Raw genomic sequence first — 24,338 nt, 5'->3', positions numbered from 1 at the left:
ACGTTGGACATTAATTTAGCAATCATTGGACAATGGTTACCGTCAATCGATGGACATTAAGCCGTGTCAGTAACAACGGGGGGAAATAAGTATGCAATGGGTATCTATATTATTAATCGGTATTGCCGCAAACATTGATAATTTAGTAATAAGTGTTTCATACGGCTTAAAATTAAAAAGAATTCCTTTTCTATATAATTTCATTATTTCTCTAATTTCTATTGCATTTGCGTTTTTTTCCATATCGGTGGGGAGCTATTTATCCAACTACTTTTCACAATCAATGGCCAACTTTACTGGCGGTTTCTTAATTACTGCCCTTGGTATATGGTTTATTGCCCCATCACCAGACTTTATTATAAATAAGTCCATACAAACAGAAGGCACAGACCCCGAATGTCTAAGATTAGATCAAACTATGAAAATAACTTTAAAAGAATCTACTTTTCTGGGGTTTCTCCTTGCCTTAAACTGCTTAACAATTGGTTTTGGAGCAGGAATTACTGGATTCTCTCCCTTTTTCACTTCCATCTCTATTGGTGTATTTTCGCTAATTTCAATTTCTCTAGGTTTTAAAGTCGGTAATAACATTGGCAATACACTATTCGGCAAGTACTCAACTAACATTGCCGGACTCTTGCTCATCGTAATTGGCATTTATGAAATGTTTATCTAATTATACTTACTCGATATTGGTGCAAATAATTGCTTCATTATTTAAAACAAGTGTATCGACGGTCCTATTCGCAAATTAGATAGTTAAATAATAATCCATCACTATAATCCCCACTGTTTAGCCTATTTCCCCATTCGTCAGAAGACTCTATTTTTAAATCGAATTCCCTAGAAATATATGGTACACTTAACCTCACTAGATTGAAAACGCTTACATAACTTATCAGCTTCAAAAGGAAGGAGTTTTATGATGCTTGTACTCCAGCAACGACAGGAACAGAATCTGTTAATGACATTCGAGTTAAGACAAGCAATTGAAATACTTCAATACTCGACGTATGAACTTGAACAATTTATTAGACAACAAGAGCTCGAAAATCCGATTATAGAACTGAAAGAAAAAAACACATATGAAGAGAGAGTGAATCAGCGGTCATCCTCTTTCGTATCTTCTAAGATGCCGGATGATCTGTTCCAGTGTACCGATAGGAATATGCGGGACACACTATTCGAAGATGCGAAATTCATTTACCCGGACGAACACACCCAAAAGCTGTTAAAATATCTCATTTATAATCTTGACGACAATGGTTATCTGCGTGTCCTTGAAAAGGATCCGGATTTCTATCTAGAATTTGACGAATTTGATATTGACAAAGGAATTTTTTTACTTCAACAAGTGGGCCCGGTCGGAATAGGGGCTAGAGACTTGAAGGAATGCCTACTTTTACAAATTACATACACATATCCCGATTGTAGGCTAGCAGCCTATTTAGTAGAACATCATTTAAACTTACTAGCCGACCATAAATGGAATGAAATCGCCTCACAAATGAAAATCGAAATGAGGGAAGTAAAAGAACTTTACGATTTCATACAAACACTTAATCCGAGGCCTTGCGCATTGATTCCCAATTCTTCAACTGAATATTTAACGCCCGACATTATCGTTGAATCTAAAGATGATGAATTGGTTTTCCATTTGAATGATGGCTATTTACCAGTTATTCATATCAACAAAGAGTACACGCAACTTCTTCATACGAAAAATGATGTCTCAAAATATATCCATACTCAATATAAAAATGTGGAATGGCTTCTTAGCAGTATTGAACAGCGCCGAAATACGATTATTAAAATTGTGCAAGTCCTGTTAAATAGACAGGAAAGTTTTTTTATAAATGGATTCCCTTCTTTGAAACCATTAACGCTAAAAGAAGTTGCAGATGAAATTGAGATGCACGAATCGACTGTCAGTAGAGCAACTACCAACAAAGTCATTCAGACAGCATTTGGTTCTTTCGACCTTCGAATACTGTTCACTTCAAAGTTAGAAACTGCAGATGGCATTAGTATTTCTCAAACGAAAGTAAAAACACTTTTAAAGAATTTTATAGCTCTTGAAAATAAATTCAAACCCTACTCTGACCAAAAAATAGCAGAATACTTTACTAGAGAAAAAGGTATCACAATTTCAAGACGCACAATCACCAAGTATAGAGAGGAGTTAAATATCCCATCTTCAAGCAAACGGAAAGATATTCAAGTGTAGGACAATACTTCTTTATCCAAAAAAGCACAGAGCATTCTTGACTGATTTGTCAGGAACGCTCCGTGTTCATTTTAGTTAACTTCTATTGCGTGTTCTTCATGTTCATGTAATTCTTTATCATCTTTTACGTGAATTTGAATTTTGTGTGCACCCGCTTGTGCAAATGTGTAAGAAGCTGTATATTCACCGGCAACTTCTTCCTCAACATCGACCCAGTCATGTTTATCCGGATTGGCTTCATTCCAAATTTCGTAGCGTACTTGCGCTTTTTCAAATGGTTTTCCATCTACTTGCAAGTGAACGACAAGTTCAGTAGATTCGCCCGACTTCATATTATCAGGTTCCATGAAGTGCATCGAAAATCCATCAGCATGCCCATGTTCGTGTTCAGCTTCGTCTTCAACAGCTTCTTCATTATTTGCACCGTTACCGACCGTCACTTCTTTTTTCGGCATTGTATGCAAACCTCTAGCTGTTACATGTACTTGAACGTGGAAAAGGCCGTCATGATCAAATGATGTTTCTGCCGCGTACAGACCGTCTTTGTCATTCTTCGATTCAATCTTGACACTGTCGTCTTTTTTTCCTTCTTCCCATACTTCAAATTCAACTTCATCAGCGTCATCTACTTTGTCATCGCCTTGTGTAACAACTGCTGTCATTTTTATTATGCCATTCACATCAACTTGTTCTGTCACTGATAGCTTCACATCGAGTGGTAGCGGCACCCCTGTGTCGTCCTCTTTTACCGTTTCTTCTTTACCGCACGCCGCCATCATTGTCAGCATGAACACTCCTACTAACAAACCAAATTTTCTTTTCATCATGATTCCTCCATTGTCGTTTTACTTAACGTAGTTCGATATGTTCGTTATGATTATAATAGATAAGTTAGAACTAATTGTGAAGTACTGCGCTTCACACGTTTTTCACATCTTTTAGAGAAAATAAGTACAATGAGCAATCTATAATTGAAATGAGGTTTTATCTTGAATTCATCCACCATTATGATTATAGACGATGAACCGCAAATGAGGAAATTGGTTCGAATGTTCCTCGAGAAAGAAGGTTACACTGTCATCGAAGCAACGGACGGTGTACATGCACTATCATTGATAGCCAAAACAGATCCGCAGTTGCTACTCGTAGATGTAATGATGCCCTACATGGATGGCTTTACATTCGCCAAGGAAGTAAAACGTACATCGACGATTCCACTCATCTTTCTATCAGCAAAAGGGGACGAATGGGATAAAATACAAGGCTTAAAACTTGGCGGCGATGATTATATTGTCAAACCATTTTTACCAGGAGAGCTTTTGGCAAGGATTGAATCAGTTATGAGACGATCTTATCAAAATAAAGCCATTGCTGATACGTTAACTATCGGGCCGCTCGTTATCGATATCGGAGCGCATAAAGTATCATTGAATGGAAATCCCTTATCATTAACATTAAAGGAGTTCGGTATGCTCCATGTACTTGCTAAAAATAAAGGCCGTGTCTATTCAAGGGAACAACTGCTACATATTGTCTGGGGAGAAGAACATCAAAGTAGCGAGCGCACTGTCGATACACATATCAAAACGTTAAGGCTAAAAATGGGAAATGACGGAGAGCTGATTGAAACAGTCTGGGGTATCGGCTACAAATTCGAGGTGTGAAGATTGAAGAAACTTACATTAAGCAAGAAAATAGGCGTGGTCCTGATTTCCAGTATCGGGTTTACAATTCTCTTCTCCTTTTTTTTCATCCATTATCTCTATTCTGAATTGTATCTGACAAGTATCGAAGAATCCATTGTCTACCAGGGGAAAAGAACAGCTTCTCATTACCATTACGGGGAATTAAGTGATGAAATCATCGATAAAATTCAATGGTATAACATCGTTTCTGAATACGAAATTATCGTAGTGGATAACTTAGAAGATCTCTCCTCCTATTTCCCTTATGAAATCAATTATGAAACACTTGTCGATGCAAGTGACCTTGCAGAGTTAGACAAAGGTGCCTATGTGCTAAAAGAGGGATTCGTAAAGGAATTGAACAGTGAAATTCTAGGCGCTATTTTCCCAATCATGGGCGTGGATAGACTCATCGGTTTTATCTATATTTACGTACCTCTCGCGGCCGTTCAAGATGTATTCCGAGGAAGCATTCCAATACTGTTGATTGTTGGCAGTTTATTTTTCTTCATACTCTTTCTAGTGGTCAATCGTGCATGGCGTTCTTTATTCAAACCTTTGCAAGACCTTCAGCGACTTTCTTTTGAAGTATCTAAAGGGAACTATTCAAATCGTATCCAAAGCGAGCGCGACGATGAGGTTGGCCAATTGACGAAGGCGTTCAATTTGATGAGCCTTTCACTCGAACAGCAGGAAGAACGTAAAAAGGAATTCACGTCAAACATCGTGCACGAACTCCGGACACCGCTCACATATATTAGCGGTTACACGCATGTTCTTAAAGACAAAATTTATTCATCGCCTGAAGAAGCACAAAGCTATTTGACAACGATTGAAAAAGAAACAGATCGATTGACCAAATTGATCACTGATCTTGTGGAATTAAATCATCTCCAAGAAGATTTGTATACAATTGACATGCAGCCAATTGCTATTGCTCAATTATTCATAGATACAGTTGGTTTGTTCACTATTCATATCGCTGAAAAGGAATTAAATCTTGAATTGACTATTGAGGAAGAACTTATTCTGACAGGAGATCCAAAAAGAATTCAGCAAATCTTTTACAATACCATAGACAATGCCGTAAAATATTCCGCCGTGAATGGCATCTTGGCTATTGAATTAACGAAAAATGATACATTCCTTCAATTCCGAGTGACAAACGATGGAATACGTATTGACGCCGAAGATCTCGAACGAATTGGGGATCGTTTTTTCAGGACAGATAAAGCCCGGAATCGGACAACGGGTGGAACAGGCTTAGGGCTCCCCATTGTAAAAGAAATCATTCGACTGCATGGCGGAACATTCGAGATGACTAGCGACGCCACGGCAGGAATTACCGTAACGATTCGATTGCCAGGCTTATCTATTGACGAAAAAGAAGAGGTGTAATTTGAAAAACATACGCTATTTGTTCATTCCCCTTGTCATTGCAGTATTGCTATCTGCTTGCAGTTCTGAGCCTCGTAATGGAAAGGTAATTGTCCCTTTTTCTTATACCGACCAAAATGGACAGCCATTTGGTACAGATGAATTAGCAGGGAAAGTCTGGATTTCAGATTTTATTTTCACTAAATGTAAAACCGTCTGTCCTCCGATGACGCTTGAGATGGCGGATTTGCAAAGGAAATTTGAGGATAAAGGAATTCAAGTCGAATTCGTATCGTTCACTGTCGATCCAACAATCGATTCACCATATGTGTTAAAAGAGTACATCCATCAATTTACGGACGATGAAGCGAATTGGCATATGTTGACGGGATATACGCAGGAAGAGATTGAAGTTTTCGCAAGGGAGCAATTTCAAACAATTGTACAAAAACCTTCCACATCCAATCAAGTCATTCATGGAACTAACTTTTATTTGATTAATCAGCAAGGTAGTATCGTGAATGAATACAATTACGTAGATGCATCCTATGTTAAGGATATGATGAAGGATATCAAAAAGATTCAAAGATAATAGACAAAAACACCCCCTTAGCATTTTCCGCCTAGGGGGTGTTTCCTTGTTAGAAATATAGTCATTATTTGCTCAAACGACTCTTTAGTACACCGATAATAGCTGGTAGAACAGACACAAAGATAATTAATAACAGAACAGTGGAGAAGTTATTTTTGATGATAGGAATGTTTCCGAAGAAAAATCCTGCAATCGTACATATTCCCACCCATAGAGCTGCGCCTATCACATTATAAATGAAAAAGTAGCGATAATTCATACGACTAGCCCCTGCAACAAAGGGTATAAATGTACGAATAAAAGGCATGAAACGAGCAATCACTATCGTTTTACCGCCGTGTTTGTTAAAGAAATCCTCTGCTTTACTCATTTTCTCTTGATTGATGACTCTACCAATTAAGCTTTTAGGCTTAATCGCTGTTCCAACCTTTTTACCAATTTGATAATTTACAGTATCGCCAATTACAGCGGCAGTAAAGAATACGATAAGGAGAAGTACGATGTTGAACGCCCCCATTGCCGCAAGAGCCCCACTTGAAAATAGTAAAGAATCACCTGGTAAAAAAGGGAAAATAACAAGGCCGGTTTCAACAAAAACGATTAAAAATAATAGCACATACGACAGGGAGCCAAAATTCCGAATAATTTCAACCAAATGCTCATCAATATGTAATATGAAGCTGATTATGTTTTGAATTATAGTCATACATAGACTCGCTTTCGATAGTATTGGTCATATTCACTGACGGAAACAACCTTATTCATCATACTTCTTTCATTGAAAGTTGTCACGCAGCAGAAAAAAATAGCGATACACCACCGAAAGCCTCCCAACGAACTCAAAGAGGCCATACTCATACTATTATTTCCGTTTCCAAAGTATTTGCATCATAGCTCTGACAGGCTCATCCACTACCTACTCATATCTTTTCTGCGTTCCCGCAAGCAACAAGCACAATGGATAATACCTTGGTCGAGATAAAAACAGAAGTTTTCTTCATCGCATCTACCTCCTTATACAGTCCATTCCACATCTAGGATCATTTGTACATACAAAAAACTACCTATTTTGGATATCGATAAATACCTGTTAGGATGGGAATAATGATAAAATGAATTTTACTAATGGAGGAATCTCAATGAATGAATCGATCAAGCAAACGGTTTCTACTCTTAGCTATATTTCAGTCGAACGAATTATGGGTTGGTACGACCAAAAAACGAAGCGAACCGTGCACAACATCCATTTATATACTGATTCAATTTCAACTTCAAACAATATTTTCAGATTAGAGCATGTCCATGATATGTCCTATAAGCCATTCTCCAGCGGAACAGGATTCTTCTATTTGCATACAACCCAAGGTGTCTTTACCTATGAAGTCGAGACAGATCCAACCTATTTCATTCGGACGTATAAAAATTTACGTTGAGACTCAACTCTTTCAAAAAAATGTTTAGTACTTACATTTTAATGGTATATAAAGAAAGAGTACAAAAAATGGAGGGATTTTTAATGACTGTTAAAAAAACTGTTGAAAACGCCATTCAAGCAAAAAAAGAAATTGAGGAATTGGTTACACAAGGGTATACACATGATGACATCTATATTTTTGCACATGACAAAAAGAGAGCCAGTCACATAACGGATGCGCTAGATACGGAAAGCGTAGGTATGAAAGAACAAGGTTTCTTGGATGGTATGAAGAACATGTTCTCTTCCCGCGGAGATGAACTTCGTAACAAGATGGAAGCTGTAGGTCTATCCGTTGCAGAAGCTGCTGATGCTGAGCAAGAGCTTGACCAAGGAAAACTAATCCTAATTGCGAAGAAATAACCTATAAGTTCATGAATCCCATTCCTTTTATCAGAGGAATGGGTTTTTTTATTGCTTAGGTATTTATTAGATTATGAGTTAGTACAAGTTATGGATTTGCTGTCTAGTCACACGGGCTGTGTATTATATATGATTGGATATGACCGGTCGGGCGACGCTTAACGGCGGTTAGTAAGGAGATATGATTGGTCGTGCTTATACTTTTGTTTTTTTAATGCTTTCATTGGCATAATCACCCCATTATTCGATATGATGAACAATGAAAGTGGGTGCGGTTTATGATTAACAAGCTATGGAAGATTGGCTTTTTCACTGGACTTACGAGTTACGTTCTTCTCATAGTAGGTGTACGAACTGTTTTGGGTCAAACGCTTGTCTTTACAAACTACTTAACATTTGGCCTTTTTGGGCTAATCATCGGTGTCTTTTCATTTTTACTGCTGTTTTACAATTTGAAAATTGCTTTCAGGATTTTCTTGATTGGTGTGGTTCTCGGTTTTGCAGAGTTTTTCCGCAGCTTATTAATGAATCCGAATGGGATAGGTGATGTACTCGGAATCTTGTCATTGTTCATCATCTCTTCCTTTGGATTGGGACTGGCATTTATTGTCCAGTTCATCGTGATTTTAATGAAGAAAAAAAGCTAAGAATAAAAGCGCAGGCGCAATTTCAGCCCCGACAAGCGTTGAAAGGCCTGTAGTAAAGGCAGTCTTTTCCCTTTAGCTAGAGGACAGAATCGACTCCAGCGGCTGTGTGCCGGAGTCGAGTCGATAAAAAGAGTGTGCAACTCCTAGTTTCGCTAGGAATTGCACACTCTTTTTAACTGTCTTAGACGGCTTTCTCTTTCTTAATCTGTTTACTTCTTAACTGGCCACAAGCTGCGTCGATGTCTGTACCATGTTCAAGACGAACTCCGCAATTGATGCCTTTTCTTTTAAGTGTTTCATAAAATGCTTTAATATCTTCAGGTGTGCTGCGGCGATACTGGTCATGTTCGTCAACAGGGTTGTAGGGAATCAAGTTGACATATGACAAATGGCGTTTGTTTTCAAGCAGTTTTGCTAATTGCTGCGCTTCAGCAACATGATCATTCACATCATGCAACATTATATACTCAAACGTAATTCTGCGGTTTGTCGTTTCCAAATAATAATCGATTGAATCCATCAATTGCTCAATCGGGAACGCTTTGTTAATTTTCATAACACGTGTACGCAAATCATTATTCGGTGCATGCAGAGAAACAGCTAAGTTAATTTGGATATTTTCTTCTGCGAATTCCTTAATTCGTTGCGGATTACCACTTGTTGAAACGGTAATGTGACGAGCACCGATAGAAAGTCCTTTTTGGTCATTAACGACGCGTAGGAAATCCATCAAATTTGAATAGTTATCGAATGGTTCCCCGATTCCCATAACAACAATATGGCTTACGCGTTCTTCTTGCTCTTTTGCATCAAGGTGATGCTGTACTTCCATGATTTGCTCCACAATCTCTCCAGCAGTCAAATCACGACTCTTTTTCAACAGTCCGCTTGCACAGAAACTACAGCCTATATTACAGCCGACTTGTGTCGTTACACAAACCGATTGGCCGTAAGGGAATTTCATCAACACGGTTTCAATCAAGTTGCCATCTTGCATTTTGAATAGGAACTTGATAGTGCCATCTTCAGACTCCTGTTTTACAGTCTGTTCCAGCGAACGTATAACAAAGTTCGCTTCCAGTAAATCAATACATTCTTGATTAATATTCTTCATGTCTGCAAAGTTTGTTACACGTTTTTTATATAGCCAGTCCCAAATTTGTGCGGCGCGGAACTTTTTCTGTCCTTGTTCCAATAACCATTCTGTTAGTTGTTCGATTGTAAGTCCATATATCGAATTTTTCATTAGTTATCCTCTTTTCAGAAAGTGCAATTCACATATTATACTACATGAAATTAGAAATTGGAACAACTAATTAAATTACCTGAACACTTTTGGATACATAAAAACCTCCGGCCCTTTCCACATATAGCGGAAAGGGCAGGCGGTTTTTAATTTTTATGCCGTTGGTTTATCCAGATTCATAAGAACATTGAAACCAAAGCAGAAGATTCCAATCAATATCGCTGCCCAACCTGCTGTTGCGATTGGGAAAAACACAGGACTCACACCTAAAATGGCCAATGCAATCGCAATCATAATAACTGGCAAGCCGATATTATGAAGCCAAAAATGCCATTTTGCCAAGCTAGTCTTCCCCATATTCGGATACAGATGATAAAATACTCCTATGAGTGCTAATGACATCCACCCTAACAAATTGATGTCTACATGCACAGAAGTCAATGTAAAGATGTGTGTGAGCGACATATAGAGCCCTAATGAAATCCCAAGCATGAAATAGACGACAGAAATCTTAAGAAGTGTTTTACCCACTATCCCCTTCCTTTCTCTATTCTTTATACAACTGACATCCCTAACTCCTTACACCGTTCTATGAACCACTGAATTCAAATGTTATGTGTTCAATTATGTTTCTTAGCTACACGTTAATAAATATGACTAGGCATCCTCCATATACCCTGGAGGATGCCTAGTCTGTGAACACTACTTATTTAAACTTCATCGTACTTCATTCTTTGCGGCTTTGTCCTTCTTTATTTTCATGACAAGCGTTAAAATATTCAATAAGCTAAGTACCATAAAAAAGATTCCAAAGCCAATTTGCCCATCTGCAAATCGCGTAACTGCGAAATAACTCATGAATAATATAAGTGCAATATCAATATATTTCGATCCCATATCGAAGACCTCCCTTGTTTACACAAGTATAGCAGTTTCGATGCACTTTTCATTAACTCTTTTCATCTTCGAATCTAACAGTTCATTACAAATTCAAGATGTTACTCAATTTCTCAACTAATCGTTCCATTTGTTCATCTGTTCCAATTGTAATACGTAGATAGTTGTCGATTCCAGGCTTGTTAAAATACCTAACTAACACGCCTTCTTTTTTTAATTCATTGTAGAGAAACTCTGCTGGAACAGTCTTATGTGAGGCGAAAACAAAGTTTGCTTGTGAGGGTAGTACCCCGAAATCAAGCTGTTGCAACGTCTCGCTCAACTTGTCCCGTGTTGCAATGATTTTCTGGGTAGTTTCCGTGAAATACGCTTCATCCTCAAAAGCCGCTTTTGCCCCTACCAGCGCAAGGCGGTCCAGCGTATAAGAATTGAATGAGTCTTTAATACGAATCAATGCAGCAATTAATGAAGGAGCTCCCATTGCAAAACCAACTCGCAAACCGGCGAGTGAACGTGATTTGGATGTCGTCTGGACGACAAGGATATTATCGTATTTGAGAATGAGTTCAGTCGCTGATTTTGATGCAAAGTCGATATATGCCTCGTCGATGATGACGACTTGGTCAGGATTATTTTTGACAATCTCTTCAATGTGCTCAATTTCAGCATAAATGCTAGTCGGTGCATTTGGATTCGGTAAAATGACGCCGCCTTCAGACTGAAAGTATTTATCCACGGGCAATGTAAAATCTTTATTCAACGGAACTTCCTCATAAGGAATATCGAATAACTTTGCATAGACCGGATAAAAACTATAGGTAACATCAGGGAAGCGGATTGGTTTTCCAGGCTCAAAAAATGCCATGAAGGAGAATGCCAGCACTTCATCCGAACCATTACCGACGAATACTTCTTCAGCAGTAAGTCCATATTGCTGCCCTATCGTTTCCCGTAGCTCAGTCGCCGTAGGTGATGGATACAACTGAAGGTTGCGTCCCATCTCTTGCTGGATTGCTGCTAGCACTTTCGGACTTGGAGGATACGGATTTTCATTGGTGTTTAGTTTCACAATGTCCTTTTGTTCAACCTGCTCCCCTGGAACATATGGGTCGGTCCGTTTCACCATAGAACTCCAATATTTACTCATCTCGAAGCACTTCACTTTTAGGTCGTCTTTTCCGCAATTCGTTTTTGACATCTTCAACACTAACACCTAACTCTTCCATCAATACGAGTGAGTGATACGTCAAATCAGCAAGTTCACTCGTTACTTCAGCTTTATCACGGTTTTTTGCGCCAATGACAACTTCAGTTGTTTCTTCTCCGACTTTTTTCAAAATTTTATCCAAGCCTTCACGGAAGAGATAAGATGTGTATGATCCCTCTACAGGGTTGACACGTCGATTTTTTATTTCATCCGTGATTTCATGAACGATTGAGCGAGTCTGTACTACCTCATCGAAAATCTGCTTGTGGAAACAAGTCACTTCTCCCGTATGACAAGCTGGGCCCAGTGGTGTAACTTGCACCAAAATTGCATCACTATCACAATCCAGTGACAAGTTTTTCACAATTTGTCGATTGCCAGATGTTGCCCCTTTGTTCCATAGTTCCTGTCTTGACCTGCTGAAGAACCAGGTCTCTTTCGTATCAATCGTCTTCTGCAACGACTCTTTATTCATATAAGCAAGCATCAATACATTCCCTGTCCGGTCATCTTGGACAATTGCTGGGATCAGTCCATTTTCGTCAAATGATAATGTGTCGATTTCTAGTGTCATAGTCAGTCATTCCCAACAGATGTATTTTGTTCAGCTAGATATGTTTTTAATTCGCCGATATTAATATCTTCGAAATGGAATACGGATGCAGCAAGCGCAGCGTCGGCTTTTCCTTCAGTCAATACAGTATGGAAGTGTTCAGGTTTCCCTGCTCCGCCGCTCGCAATGACAGGAATGTTGACTGCTTCCGCAATCGCCCGCGTCAATTCGATATTATAGCCACTTTTCACGCCGTCTTCGCCGATACTATTAACAACAAGCTCGCCAGCACCCAGTTTCTCACCTTGAATCGCCCATTCGATAGCATCCATACCAGTATCCTTCATGCCTCCATTAGAGAATACTGACCACTTAGAAGGGCCTACTTCATTGACATCCATCGATAGTATAATCCGTTCAGAACCGAATCTTTTTGCCGCTTCTTCAATTAAAGATGGATTGCTGAGCGCTGCACTGTTGATAGATACTTTATCCCCACCAGCATCGAATACCTTTTGGATATCTTCGACAGACCGAATGCCTCCACCGACAATAAATGGTACGGGTACTTCTTTCGCAATTTCTGCAATGAGGTCAAGGAACATGGCACGGTTATTTGTAGAAGCGGCAATGTCGTAAAATACAAGTTCATCTGCACCGTCAGCTACATATTTCTTTGCCAATGTAAGTGGATCTGCAACTTCTTTAACTTCAAGAAACTTTTTCCCTTTTACGACTTTCCCGTTATCAAAATCCAAACATGGTATAATCCGGTTGCTTGTCATCCTCGTTGTCCCCCTAATACTTTTTCTAAAGATATTTTACCTTCATATAAAGCTTTACCAATAATTGCACCGTATAAATCGAGTTCCCGTAACTGAACGATATCCTCTTCCGTGGAGACACCACCTGATGCAACAATGTCAATAGAAGACGCTTTATCCATCATTTCTAGTTCATTGAAGTTAGGCCCTTGCATCATTCCATCTTTCAGAATGTCTGTATAAATGACTGTTTTTACACCAATTTCTTCTAGTTCATTTAACAGGTCAACTGCCAATACATCACTTGTTTCAGTCCAGCCGTCCGTTGCAACGAATCCTTTTCTTGCATCGATGGAAACTGCGATTTTATCACCGTATTTTTCTACAGCTTGTTTTAAAAATGGTTTGTCTTGAATGGCTGCCGTTCCGATAATCACGCGGCTAACGCCTGATGCAATATGTGCGTCAATGATCTCCATCGTCCGGATTCCGCCGCCTACTTGAACCGGTATTGATACGCTTTTTGCAATCGCCTGGATGGCTTCGAGATTTAATGAATTACCTGTTTTCGCTCCATCTAAATCGACGACGTGAATGTAGTCAGCACCTTGTTTTTCCCACTCCAAAGCCATCGCTGTAGGTGAATCATTATAGATAATTTCCTGATCATAATCGCCTTGGATTAGCCGAACACATTTACCATCACGTATATCAATTGCCGGAAATAAAATCATTATTGTTCCCCCTTATATATGAAGAATCTCATTGAATTCGCTGCGGCGCTCGGGGATGCCTCCCGCCCTAAGCCAAGCAGCTTCGCCGCCAGTCTTATGGCTTCGGCTACCCCTTTTAAGGCGCCTTCGCTTAGTTTATATAGATATTTTCATTGGTTCACTATATAGGTGCTAAAAGGAGATGTTTTTATAGCATTCCCTTCGTAGAGGGAACTCCTTTTACATCTGGATTAATCGCACTTGCTACGCGCAATGCACGTCCGAATCCTTTGAAAATTGATTCGATAATATGGTGACTGTTTTTCCCGTACTGCAAATTGATATGCAATGTCACTTTCGCATGGCTTGTGAACGCTTGGAAAAACTCCTCAACAAGCTCCGTGTCGAATTCCCCTACTTTATCTTTCAAACCCTCTACGTTATAAACGAAAAATGGACGCCCGCTAATATCGATAGAAACTGTTGATAATGCTTCGTCCATAGGTGTTGACACTGTTGCATAGCGCTCGATGCCTTCCTTTGTTCCGATGCTTTCATAAAACGCTTGTCCCAATACGATGCCGATATCTTCGACGGAGTGATGCTGGTCCACTTCGATATCACCATCGCAATCAACAGTTAAATCGAATCGACCGTGATTTGTGAATAGCGTCAGCATATGGTCGAGAAAGCCAACTCCTGTTTTAATAGTTGTCGTTCCACTTCCATCAATCGCAAAGTCCAAGTTAATCTTTGTTTCTGCTGTCTGTCTTGATATCGATTTACTACGCATATAAGTTCGCCTTCCTTACTCGAATTGAATTTGCATGGGCTGTTAAGCCTTCCGCATTCGCAATTGTGATAATGTCTTCGGATACGTCTTGCAATGCTTGCTCTGTATAATGGATAATGCTCGATCTTTTCATAAAGTCATAGACACCTAACGGCGATGAAAATGCCGATGTCCCGCTCGTTGGCAATGTATGATTCGGACCTGCCATATAATCACCCAGGGCCTCTGGTGAATAGTTCCCCAAGAAGATTGCTCCTGCATTGTGAATGAATGCCAATTGCTCCATCGGATTTTCCACCATTAGCTGTAAATGTTCCGGCGCAAGCTTATTGACGAAGTCGTAAGCTTCCTCCAATGAATCAACCACAATAATACGCCCATTATCAGCGATTGAAACTTCGATGATCCCTTTCCGATCTGCTTGTTCAGTTTGCTTCACCACTTCTTTTTGAAGCGCTTGGGCAAATGATTTACTCGTCGTTACGCATACCGCTGTTGCCCGTTCATCATGCTCCGCTTGCGATAACAAGTCCGCTGCGACAAATTCTGGGACAGCGCTATCGTCTGCCACAACGCAAATCTCACTCGGTCCTGCAATCATATCGATGGCTACGTCACCAAACACCCATTTTTTCGCCCGGGCTACAAACGCATTTCCCGGCCCAGTGATTTTCACTACTTTTTTCACCGTTTCAGTTCCATACGCCAATGCTGCAATCGCTTGTGCACCACCTATTTTATAGACGATATCCACACCAGCTTCTTGCGCCGCTACTAGGACATGTGGATTCACTTTGCCATCCGCTTGTGGTGGTGTCACCATAGCAATCCGTCCGACTCCCGCAATTTTTGCCGGAATGGCATTCATGAGAACAGTCGAAGGATAAGCCGCTTTTCCGCCAGGTACGTATATACCGACACTGTCTAATGGCGTCACTTTCTGACCAAGTACAATTCCTTTTTCCTGATTGATAAACCAAGATTGTTCTTTTTGAACCTCATGGAACGCGGTAATGTTTTGCTTTGCTTTTCGTAGCGCAACCAAAAACTCTTCTGTAATCAACGCCTGCGCCTCCGCAAACTCGTCAGCTGTCACAACCAGGTTGTCCAGCCGAACACCGTCAAACTGTTCCGTAAAGTTGAATAACGCCTGATCACCTTCTTTACGAACTGTTCCGATAATTCCAAGCACAGTTCGATCAAAATCGAGGTCATTCGTTTGTACTGCTGATTGCTGATTTTTCTCTTCTTTATATTGTTCTAACGTTAAAACTTTCATAAATTATCACTCCAATGCAGCTTTTAAGTCCGAAATGACTTGCTGGATTTGACTAGTTCTTGTCGCATAACTTGCTTTATTAACAATCAATCGTGCACTTACATCTGCAATTGTCTCTAAGACGACCAATCCATTTTCTTTTAGTGTCTTGCCTGATTCAACAATATCAACGATAACATCTGCCATACCAATAAGTGGTGCCAATTCGATGGAGCCATTCAACTTGATGGTCTCAATTCGAATGCCTTTGCTGTCAAAATAGGCTTTTGTCACTGTTGGATACTTTGATGCAACTGTCAGCAACGCACTACTTGGAAATTGTTTATCCGGAAATCCGGCAACAGCCAGCTGGCATTTTCCAATTCCTAGATCCAGCAGTTCATAAACATCGACTGGATCCTCCATAATCGTATCTTTACCGACAATCCCGATATCTGCTGCTCCTTTTTCGACGTAGGTTGGAACATCAACTGCTTTCACGAAAATAAGTTTCACTTTATTTTCATCATCATAGATAACAAGCTTTCTGCTTTTATCATGATACTCTGAAAAACGGATGCCTGCTTTTTCAAAAAACGCTAACGCTTTGTCAGCAGTACGCCCCTTCGCCATGGCGATTGTAAGATGTGTCATTTCAATTCAATCCCCCTACGAGTAATTCCAGCAACGCTTTTAAGTCCGTAAATGGCGTAACTTTATCTTTATAAAGAAATGAATTACTTTCTTTCTCCAAACGTATCGAGTAAACACTCTGTCGTGGATCTGCCTGTTCTTTGTGCTCTGAAAATGACAGCACACTATAATTCCGTTCTCTTAATTCATTGGCGATGGCAATTGCTTGTTCCAATTGGCTATCCGCATACGTTATTTTTACATCGATTGGAAAGCGGGATGTAGCTTCCCTGCTGTCTGTCGCTTTAACTAACGATTCAATTTCACATGCAAACCCAATCGCTGGAAGTCTTGCTCCAAACTCGTTTCCTAACTCATCATAGCGCCCACCCATTAAAACAGGTTTCCCAAATCTTTCGACATACCCCTGGAATATAACCCCTGAATAATAACCCATATGATTAATCAATCCCAAATCCATGACGATATACTGTTCCAATCCGTACATTTTCAATATACTGTAAACATCCATTAAATAATCGAGCGTGTCCTGCATTTTTTCGGTCAAGGCAATTCCTGTTGTCCGTTCACTCACATCAACTGGGTTACCATATAAAAACGGAATCCGTTCGATTACTTCCCTTATCTCATCGTCAATATCCAGGTTTTGAAGAAATGGTCCAATTTCCACAACATTTTTCGCTTGTATCAAGGACTTCAATTGATCAATTTGAAGTGAAGTAAATGGTAGGTTCTGGACAAGTTCATTGAAAAATCCAGCGTGCCCTAATTCTATTTTAATATCATTGAATCCTAAATCTCTCATTAAGTGACAAGCTAGCGCAATTACTTCTGCATCTGCTTCAGGAGAACTATCGCAAAAATATTCAATGCCCGCTTGCGTACGTTCAATGCTGTCATTTTTATCGAATGGCTGACGGAATACCTCTTGTACATAAAAATAACGAAGTTCACTTGAAAGGCCCGGGAAATTTTGCACTAGTTCTCTTGTGATTGGAATCGTGACATCGGGCCGCAATACCAATACTTGCCCTGTATGATCGATTACTTTAATCATTTCATTTTGGTTGATTGAACTTTTTACTTTTGAATATAAATCATATTGTTCAAATGCCGACGTTTTAATTCGTTTATAGCCGTATGTGGTAAAACGCTTATTGATTGTCTTAATGATTCTTTCAAACTTTTCACTATCACTTAACATTCGTTCAGGATACACTTCATTTCTAACCATTTCCAACACCCCTTACTTTACTGCTTTACTAGACTAAAGTTATTTAGTACTATAAAGGTATACCAACGAAATGTCAACAGGAGGAATGATTATTAATGTTCGATTATCACATGCACAGTTCGTTCTCAGCAGACTGCCCAGTTTCAATGGAAGATATGATTGAGGGAGCGATTCAAAAAGGATTAACTGAAATTTGTTTTACTGAACATATCGACTACGAATATCCCGATGATACAATCGTTTTTGACTTTGACCAAAAGGATTACGCAAGCACATTGATTGAGATGCAGAAGAAATATGAAGGGCGTATTCGTATAAAGAAAGGCGTTGAAATTGGTGTACAGCCACATATACTAGACAAATACGACGAACTTATGGCTAAGGAAACATTCGATTTTGTTATCTGCTCCATGCATACCGTCGAAAAAAAGGGGTTACACTACGGAGAGTTTTTTGAGAATAAAACCATAGAAGAAGCGTATGGTATTTATTATGCAGAGTTATTATATTGTGTAAAAAACTATAAACAATTTAACATCCTCGGTCATGTCGACCTCGTGAAGAGGTACACAAAAAAACCGTGCCCAAACCCTTTTCATAATGAACTGTCCGAGATTTTCAATGTCATTATTCCAGAAGGCAAAGGAATTGAGTTAAATACTTCCGGCGTCCGCTATGGATTGACAAACGGCATGCCAAGTGATGATATTTTGAAGCTTTATAAACAATGCGGAGGCGAAATCATTACACTTGGTTCCGATGCACATAAACCCGAAGACATTGCATTTCAATTCAGAGAATCACTGCAATTGTTGCAGTCGATTGGGTTCAAGTATATCACTTCGTTTGACAATAAAAAACCTACTCTTCACGCAATTAGTAATATGATGTGAATTAAGTAGTTACATTTGAATTTCTTTGGATTGAACGACTACAATGCCATTACCTGGATGTGTAGGGATGCGACAGGCAACTAGCCGCACTAGGCCGCCCTCAGTAAATCTGTCATGAATAGTTAGCCGTAAGCGGGCCGGTAATAGTCCAGTGAAAATGAAGATTTCCAAGCCCTTCTCACCAGTAATTTATGCAAATAACAGGTTAATCAATAGATGTGACTTTTCTTATCTTTAAATAAAACAATCCAGTACGTCTCTACTAACTAGAGACGTACTGGATCTTTTTTACATTCCTATTACTCTGCTTGTTTAAATATAGAGATAAAGTTAACAACCATTTTTGCAGCTTGCGCACGTGAAGTTGAGCTACTTGGCATGAACTTCCCTTCGAATCCAGTTGCAACATCTAGTTCATGAAGCATTGAAATAGCATTTACTACTTCCGCATTATAGTTTCCGAAATCAGAATAAGGTGCTTTAGTAGAGGCCTTATATGCTTTTCCTGTTACGCTTCCATATGCACGTTCAATCATTAAAGCTAATTGTGCGCGAGTTACTAAATCAGTTGGGTTAAAGTTTCCTTTATCCCCTTTAATAACTCCATATTTATAAGCGGCATTGATGTCAGCTTTTGTTTTATCTGCATAATTACCAATATCGCCAAATGGAGCTACGTCCTCCGTTTTTAAACCTAATGCGCTTACTATTAATGAAACAGCTTGCACACGTGTTAAGTTTTGATCAGGTTTGAATGTTCCGTCCGCGTAACCACCAATGATTCTAGCAGCTGCCGCCTGTTCAATATAATTCTTCAAACCATGATTCGCAATATCCGAAAATACTATTGGTGTTGGTGTTGGTGTTGTTGGATCAACAACGGGGTTACCTGCCTCAATCCCTGGATTAGCTGTTCGCATGTTCGTCCAGAATTGCTCAGTCACTTTTTTATAGCCAGCTTCACTCAAGTGGATATTCTCTGGATTTGGAAGGTAGGTTTTGTAGTCTGACGCAATTACTTCACCTGTTGGCACGAAGATTGCTTGCGTTCCCACTAGCCCTGTTGCAATAGCTTTATTCAACATATCTAGTAGCTGTTTGAGTAACGGTTGGATGTCTTCGGACATATAAGGAAACGGATTATAATAGCCCATGACATACACTTGCGCATCAGGATTAATTTCGTTGATTTGAGCCATAATCGATTTGTAATTTGTACCTACTTGCTGGAGCGTTATCAACGCCACTTTCTGATCGATAGTGGCTTTACCTGTCACCGGATCTTGTTTCAAGAGCGGTAAAATATCATTTGCTCCGGCGCTAATTGTGATCACTTCTGCATCTTTGATGGCCTGCTGAAGTTTGGCCGACTTCTCTTCAAAGCCAATGCCGTAGATATCCTTTGTGACGTTCAGTTTAATATCATTTAAAACGTCTGTTGTCTTATATCCTGGATACGAGAAGCCTTTGTTATACGTCTTCAAAGCCCCTATCTCCCGAATGGACTCCGCTAAGAAATCTGCATAGCCTTTCCCTAATTCATTGTTTGGAGTAACGCCTGCTGCCAACGAATCACCTATAGCAAGATAATCGATTGGTAGTGCCCAAGAAGGAGCACTCGTATCTATTTCAGCTGCTGAAAAATGGTACGGCACTACAATCATTTGGATCATAAGTGCAACCACAAAAAGCAATCGAAATTTGAACTTCGTTTTCACCATACTATGCCTCCTATTTTATGATTTGATAAATCTCTTTCCTTCGTAAATTACTACGTCTACGACCTCCCTCAAGAAAAGTTGTGAAAGAAAGAATGATTCCATTAACTAACGCTTGTGCGCTTAGGGGTAGCCTACGCTGGATTATATGCACTATTCAATACTTCAACACATATAATCTATTAATTCGTCATGTAAAGATAGTATTCCTTTATCCTAATTCGATGAATAGAATTATCAGTAAAACATGACAGGATTATTCTATAGTTTATAAAACGCATCTTCCTAATAAAGGGGAATGCGCGGTTATTTCCCTACAACATACGTCTTCACAAGGGCAATACGCTCCCGAAAAACCAATTTTGTCGCCACTACTTTCGGCGTTTCAGCCGACACTGCATCTGAATCAAGACCAAGGCTAGCCGCAATTTTCCGCGCTCTCGCCAGGTGATAATCACTTGTAATGATTGTGACCGATTGAATTTCAGACGGCAATATTTTTTTCGAAAATAGTATATTTTCATAAGTTGAAGTAGATGCTGATTCTAAAATAAGCCGTTCCTCAGCGACGCCATTCTCCGTTAAAAACCGTCTCATTGCTTCCGCTTCACTAATTGGCTCATCCTGACCTTGCCCGCCCGATAAGATTATGGTCACATTTGGATGTTCATTGGCGTACTCTAGCGCAGCATCCAAACGATACTGCAAAGACAGCGACAGAGCATCTTTTTTCACTCTAGCACCAAGTACGATCGCATAGTCATTCGTGCCATCTGCTACAGGTTCTAATCCCTCGTCTATCCATTTACCCGTTAGCCACCATAAAAACAGACTACCAACAGTAATTACGATAGTACAAGCAATAGCTATTTTCTTCGATTTTCTCAATACAATCACTCATTTCAACTGTTCTACAGGAATTTTATTCTCCACCAATAAATTCAAATAAAACGGATCTTTCCCGATTGCATAAACTCGATCGCAAACGGTAGTAATTTCGTCCATATCATGAGATGTGTACATAATCATTTTACCTTCATTTTTCGCCAAGCTACGCAAATATGAACCTATCTCCATTTTGGATTTCAGATCAATACCGACTGTAGGTTCATCTAACAACAAGAAAGCCGGATCATGGAGCAGGCTGATTGCTAGATTCAACTTCCTTTTCATGCCTCCCGATAGAGAATGTACCCCTTCTTTCCAATGCGTCAATTGCATATCTAGACAAAGTTTTCGACATTCCTCTTTTGTGCGTTTTTTCCACGACAACTTTTCAAAAAAAAGCATATTTTCTTCTACTGTGAATTCCTCCCAGATAGATATGTCTTGAGGAACATAGCCGATTATGCGCCTAATTTCCTTTATATCAGTCACATAAGATAGTTCATCCAATTGAATATCACCTTGTGTCGGCTGCATAACCGTCGCAAGGAGTTGAAGTAATGTTGATTTTCCTGCACCATTTTCCCCAACAAGACCGACAATTTCTCCAGGTTTCATTTGAAAATTCACATTTTCTAAAACGGTCTTTTCCTTGTACTTTTTCTGTAGCCCCGTCACGTTAAGCATTTACCTTCCCCCCTTTTTGTACCCACCTGGCAAACAGGACAGCTAAAATGAAGAGCCATATCAGCGGTATCGTCCCATTCAGTAACGATTGGACCGGACTAAGTTCTTCAATCCACGGCCACTTCCCCGTAAGCCCATAGAGCGGTATAATTGACCCACCGATTACAATCAGAAGCAGTGCAATCCCCAGACTGTATATATAGTACATAAACAATTGCTTGTTGACGCTTGCAAGTAGAAACGCAAGCAAATTTATCGTCAACCTAAAAGAGAAAAGTGAAATCAGAACTCTGATTGTCAATGCTTCCTGGAATAATGACGAAAAAATAAATGCCGTGACAAGATCCATGAAGAAAATGATGACCGTAAAAAACAATAACGATCCACTTGCATACTTTTCATAAGAGATTTCCGTGAATAACCAGCGCTGGCGCATCGATGGTCTATTTTCTTTTAGCATCCAGTCGAATAGGAAAAATGTCGTGATAATTGCAAAGAATGCCCAAACACCCCATGCTTTCAGTAGCGGTAATACTTGTTCTTCAGTGGTATTATCCTTATCATAATAATTAAAACTCGATTGGAGTAGCGCTTCACTTTTTTGTCTCTCGCGACTTCTCTCAATAATTTCTTCATAACTCCACTCATCTTCCATATCGTAATCTGAGAATAATTGTTTGATGACAAAAGCTGCTTTTGAACGGGCCGCATCTTGTTGAGCATAAGATGTAATCGTTTCGACGACGGCTTGATAAGCGAAAGACCGATTGGAAGAATATGCATCGATGAGCTGATTTCGCCGATTCGCGAGTATATTACCCTCATAGCCTTCGCGAATAACGAACACACTATCCAGCTCATGCTGTTGGAGTCTATGCAGTGCTTCATCCAGGGGCATCAACTGGGTATGGAGAAGCTCCGTACTCGCGATATCGTCGACTAGACGAGCTGCCATTTCGGTCTGTTCTTCAACTACAAGGGCTATCGGCACTTTAGTCTCCGCTTGCCAAGTCTCAACTCCTTGCATAATTAGTACTGTCATAACGATCGGGAGAAGCATCCAGCATATATGACTTCTCCATTCCTTCTTCAAACGCATCCAGCGGATAAACAAAATATTCTTCATCGGGTCCACCTCTCTTTTCCGACTGTTGATAGCCAAAGCAGGAGTAGTCCGATAGTAGCAAGGACGGTCAGCGTTGTGAAGTTTGCATAGTTTCGCCCTTCTAATACAATATCAATCATCCAATTCAAGCTAATGTATGAAAAGATATACGGTAATAGGCCTTGAATCACTTGCGGAAAGTAGAGAGTCGGTATAACTGCACCACTTGTAAAAATCAGTAGCAAGGTATATAGGCTTTGTAGTAAAAGAACGATTTTCCGAGAAGAAATTAAAACATCAATTAACGCTATGCCAACTAAAAATAACAGGGCATAAAGAATAGTGAACAAGCCAAAACGTAAATAATCAGTTAGAAATAGTTCAAATCCACCAAACTTATTTACGATGAAAAACGTTACTGCCGCAACGATGAGGCTATATCCTAAAGAGACAAGAATTCTGGCTAGGATACGTTGCCACATGGTTACACCGAACAATTTCATCCGAATTAGCATCGAGGAATGCTCCTCTTTTCCTAAAATAGTATAGATAGCGAAAAGCCAGACTGACATGGTTATTAACCAGCCGGACAATATGTAATAGTGAGTCGGAGAAGACGTCGCCACATTTGTAATCACTTCTTCATCAAGTAGCTTATCTTTCCCTAGTGTGTACAAACTGAAATCCATAAACTGTTGAAACATCATTTTTTTACGTTCTTCTTCGGGCATATCCGTTTTCTTTGCGTACTCATTAATGGTCAGAATAGTCGACTGGGCCACAGAAATGTAGCGCATCATACTTTCCACTAACTCTTTCACAAGAAAACTATCTGTTGAACGTGATGGATTCCCAACAATCGGGATTATCACAGACTCCCCTTCATACAAATCCTCCGTAAACCCGCTTGGAAATATAAAATAGGAACTGATTTCATTTTGCGCCATCAGCTTTTCAGCATTGTCCTTCGTTATCGACACAACTTGGATAAATTGATTATCCGAGGCTGTTTCTTCCAGTAGTCCGCTAAACAGTATCGTTTCCTGCGTTCTGTCTTCATCAACCAAAGCCACCCGGATTGGCGAATCTTCTTCGGGCAGCAGTAAACCAGCCACCAGGAGCAACAATGAGCCAATCAAAACAATTGGAAATAGAAAAAGAAGAAGAAGTGTTGCCCACCTCTTCTTCAACTGTTTATTATATTGGTGCATGAAAAACAGTATTCTCCTTATGGATAGCAAAATAGTCACTTCCATTCTATCAATTTCGCCTTGGCGTAATTGCGTCCAGATTTTGAATCGAACTTGTGCCCGCAGGACGCAGTGATCTTAACCAAAGTTCTACAATTCAGCCGGGGTTTGGACCC

At 39.7% G+C, this 24,338-nt stretch carries 27 protein-coding genes; 9 read left to right on the top strand and 18 right to left on the bottom strand.

The genetic code is table 11. The features are described 5' to 3' along the window. The first annotated feature begins 91 nt into the window (after positions 1–91). Together I2484_RS10435 and rpoN are read left to right on the top strand one after the other, a co-directional pair. Positions 92–676 (top strand): manganese efflux pump, encoded by a 585-nt coding sequence (locus I2484_RS10435; protein WP_207150956.1) that lies wholly within the window; start codon positions 92–94, stop codon positions 674–676. A 246-nt stretch (positions 677–922) separates the two neighbouring features. Beyond that, the gene (gene rpoN, locus I2484_RS10430) at positions 923–2,227 is read left to right on the top strand and encodes an RNA polymerase factor sigma-54 (protein WP_207150955.1); all 1,305 of its coding nucleotides are present in this window, start codon (positions 923–925) and stop codon (positions 2,225–2,227) included. A 71-nt stretch (positions 2,228–2,298) separates the two neighbouring features. On the opposite strand, the gene I2484_RS10425 is transcribed toward rpoN, so the two are convergent. Next, the gene (locus I2484_RS10425; protein ID WP_255551293.1) at positions 2,299–3,051 is read right to left on the bottom strand and encodes a FixH family protein; all 753 of its coding nucleotides are present in this window, start codon (positions 3,049–3,051) and stop codon (positions 2,299–2,301) included. 165 nt (positions 3,052–3,216) lie between these two features. Here I2484_RS10425 and I2484_RS10420 point away from each other — a divergent pair, with 165 nt between their 5' ends. The 3 genes from I2484_RS10420 to I2484_RS10410 are packed head-to-tail and all read left to right on the top strand — an operon-like array spanning position 3,217 to position 5,881. Beyond that, on the top strand, positions 3,217–3,891 hold the full coding sequence (locus I2484_RS10420; protein WP_255551292.1) for a response regulator transcription factor: 675 nt from the start codon (positions 3,217–3,219) through the stop codon (positions 3,889–3,891). A 3-nt stretch (positions 3,892–3,894) separates the two neighbouring features. Next, complete coding sequence (locus I2484_RS10415) at positions 3,895–5,310, top strand: sensor histidine kinase (RefSeq protein WP_207150953.1); 1,416 nt, start codon at positions 3,895–3,897, stop codon at positions 5,308–5,310. Between the two features lies 1 nt (position 5,311). Continuing rightward, positions 5,312–5,881 (top strand): SCO family protein, encoded by a 570-nt coding sequence (locus I2484_RS10410; RefSeq protein WP_207150952.1) that lies wholly within the window; start codon positions 5,312–5,314, stop codon positions 5,879–5,881. A 64-nt stretch (positions 5,882–5,945) separates the two neighbouring features. On the opposite strand, the gene I2484_RS10405 is transcribed toward I2484_RS10410, so the two are convergent. Continuing rightward, entirely contained in the window at positions 5,946–6,587 is a 642-nt protein-coding gene (locus I2484_RS10405; RefSeq protein WP_207150951.1) for a VTT domain-containing protein, read from the bottom strand. Between the two features lie 433 nt (positions 6,588–7,020). Here I2484_RS10405 and I2484_RS10400 point away from each other — a divergent pair, with 433 nt between their 5' ends. The 3 genes from I2484_RS10400 (at position 7,021) to I2484_RS10390 (ending at position 8,365) form a co-directional block, all read left to right on the top strand. After that, on the top strand, positions 7,021–7,314 hold the full coding sequence (locus I2484_RS10400; protein ID WP_207150950.1) for a hypothetical protein: 294 nt from the start codon (positions 7,021–7,023) through the stop codon (positions 7,312–7,314). Between the two features lie 83 nt (positions 7,315–7,397). Further along, a complete protein-coding gene (locus I2484_RS10395; protein ID WP_207150949.1) occupies positions 7,398–7,718 on the top strand; it encodes a YflT domain-containing protein in 321 nt (106 codons plus the stop codon). A gap of 278 nt (positions 7,719–7,996) precedes the next feature. Next, the gene (locus I2484_RS10390; protein ID WP_207150948.1) at positions 7,997–8,365 is read left to right on the top strand and encodes a hypothetical protein; all 369 of its coding nucleotides are present in this window, start codon (positions 7,997–7,999) and stop codon (positions 8,363–8,365) included. Positions 8,366–8,546: 181 nt separating this feature from the next. On the opposite strand, the gene rlmN is transcribed toward I2484_RS10390, so the two are convergent. From rlmN to hisZ, 11 genes are all read right to left on the bottom strand, one after another. After that, on the bottom strand, positions 8,547–9,611 hold the full coding sequence (rlmN, locus tag I2484_RS10385; protein WP_207150947.1) for a dual-specificity RNA methyltransferase RlmN: 1,065 nt from the start codon (positions 9,609–9,611) through the stop codon (positions 8,547–8,549). A 153-nt stretch (positions 9,612–9,764) separates the two neighbouring features. Continuing rightward, positions 9,765–10,142 carry a cytochrome-c oxidase gene (locus tag I2484_RS10380; protein WP_207150946.1) on the bottom strand — a complete coding sequence of 126 codons (378 nt, stop codon included), beginning with the start codon at positions 10,140–10,142 and terminating at the stop codon, positions 9,765–9,767. Positions 10,143–10,328: 186 nt separating this feature from the next. Continuing rightward, positions 10,329–10,508: a hypothetical protein gene (locus I2484_RS10375; RefSeq protein WP_207150945.1), complete on the bottom strand. Its 180-nt coding sequence runs from the start codon at positions 10,506–10,508 to the stop codon at positions 10,329–10,331. An 85-nt stretch (positions 10,509–10,593) separates the two neighbouring features. Further along, positions 10,594–11,655: a histidinol-phosphate transaminase gene (hisC, locus tag I2484_RS10370; RefSeq protein ID WP_207150944.1), complete on the bottom strand. Its 1,062-nt coding sequence runs from the start codon at positions 11,653–11,655 to the stop codon at positions 10,594–10,596. Next, entirely contained in the window at positions 11,648–12,289 is a 642-nt protein-coding gene (hisIE, locus tag I2484_RS10365; protein WP_481886399.1) for a bifunctional phosphoribosyl-AMP cyclohydrolase/phosphoribosyl-ATP diphosphatase HisIE, read from the bottom strand. The genes hisC and hisIE overlap by 8 nt, the downstream gene beginning before the upstream one ends. A gap of 2 nt (positions 12,290–12,291) precedes the next feature. Then, a complete protein-coding gene (gene hisF, locus I2484_RS10360; protein WP_207150943.1) occupies positions 12,292–13,053 on the bottom strand; it encodes an imidazole glycerol phosphate synthase subunit HisF in 762 nt (253 codons plus the stop codon). After that, complete coding sequence (gene hisA / locus I2484_RS10355; protein WP_207150942.1) at positions 13,050–13,766, bottom strand: 1-(5-phosphoribosyl)-5-[(5-phosphoribosylamino)methylideneamino]imidazole-4-carboxamide isomerase; 717 nt, start codon at positions 13,764–13,766, stop codon at positions 13,050–13,052. The genes hisF and hisA overlap by 4 nt, the downstream gene beginning before the upstream one ends. Positions 13,767–13,953: 187 nt before the next feature. Continuing rightward, positions 13,954–14,538, bottom strand: a complete 585-nt coding sequence (hisB, locus tag I2484_RS10350) for an imidazoleglycerol-phosphate dehydratase HisB (RefSeq protein WP_207150941.1) — start codon at positions 14,536–14,538, stop codon at positions 13,954–13,956. Beyond that, complete coding sequence (hisD, locus tag I2484_RS10345; RefSeq protein ID WP_207150940.1) at positions 14,531–15,817, bottom strand: histidinol dehydrogenase; 1,287 nt, start codon at positions 15,815–15,817, stop codon at positions 14,531–14,533. Before hisD ends, hisB begins: the two co-directional genes overlap by 8 nt. Before the next feature lie 6 nt (positions 15,818–15,823). Continuing rightward, a complete protein-coding gene (hisG, locus tag I2484_RS10340) occupies positions 15,824–16,450 on the bottom strand; it encodes an ATP phosphoribosyltransferase (RefSeq protein WP_207150939.1) in 627 nt (208 codons plus the stop codon). 1 nt (position 16,451) lies between these two features. Beyond that, complete coding sequence (gene hisZ, locus I2484_RS10335) at positions 16,452–17,684, bottom strand: ATP phosphoribosyltransferase regulatory subunit (protein WP_207150938.1); 1,233 nt, start codon at positions 17,682–17,684, stop codon at positions 16,452–16,454. Positions 17,685–17,779: 95 nt separating this feature from the next. Here hisZ and I2484_RS10330 point away from each other — a divergent pair, with 95 nt between their 5' ends. Next, positions 17,780–18,577: a histidinol-phosphatase HisJ family protein gene (locus I2484_RS10330; RefSeq protein WP_207150937.1), complete on the top strand. Its 798-nt coding sequence runs from the start codon at positions 17,780–17,782 to the stop codon at positions 18,575–18,577. 299 nt (positions 18,578–18,876) lie between these two features. Here I2484_RS10330 and I2484_RS10325 read toward each other — a convergent pair whose 3' ends face one another. The 5 genes from I2484_RS10325 to I2484_RS10305 form a co-directional block, all read right to left on the bottom strand. After that, on the bottom strand, positions 18,877–20,298 hold the full coding sequence (locus I2484_RS10325) for an S-layer homology domain-containing protein (protein ID WP_207150936.1): 1,422 nt from the start codon (positions 20,296–20,298) through the stop codon (positions 18,877–18,879). Between the two features lie 303 nt (positions 20,299–20,601). Then, positions 20,602–21,183: a YdcF family protein gene (locus I2484_RS10320; protein ID WP_218627979.1), complete on the bottom strand. Its 582-nt coding sequence runs from the start codon at positions 21,181–21,183 to the stop codon at positions 20,602–20,604. A 9-nt stretch (positions 21,184–21,192) separates the two neighbouring features. Beyond that, the gene (locus I2484_RS10315) at positions 21,193–21,867 is read right to left on the bottom strand and encodes an ABC transporter ATP-binding protein (RefSeq protein ID WP_207150935.1); all 675 of its coding nucleotides are present in this window, start codon (positions 21,865–21,867) and stop codon (positions 21,193–21,195) included. Continuing rightward, positions 21,860–22,993, bottom strand: a complete 1,134-nt coding sequence (locus I2484_RS10310; RefSeq protein WP_207150934.1) for an ABC transporter permease — start codon at positions 22,991–22,993, stop codon at positions 21,860–21,862. Before I2484_RS10310 ends, I2484_RS10315 begins: the two co-directional genes overlap by 8 nt. Then, a complete protein-coding gene (locus I2484_RS10305; protein WP_207150933.1) occupies positions 22,990–24,183 on the bottom strand; it encodes an ABC transporter permease in 1,194 nt (397 codons plus the stop codon). Before I2484_RS10305 ends, I2484_RS10310 begins: the two co-directional genes overlap by 4 nt. Between the last annotated feature and the right edge of the window lie 155 nt (positions 24,184–24,338).

The organism is Sporosarcina sp. E16_8 (assembly GCF_017347095.1).
Classification (GTDB): Bacteria; Bacillota; Bacilli; order Bacillales_A; family Planococcaceae; genus Sporosarcina.
This window is presented reverse-complemented; position numbering and strand designations above follow the sequence as displayed.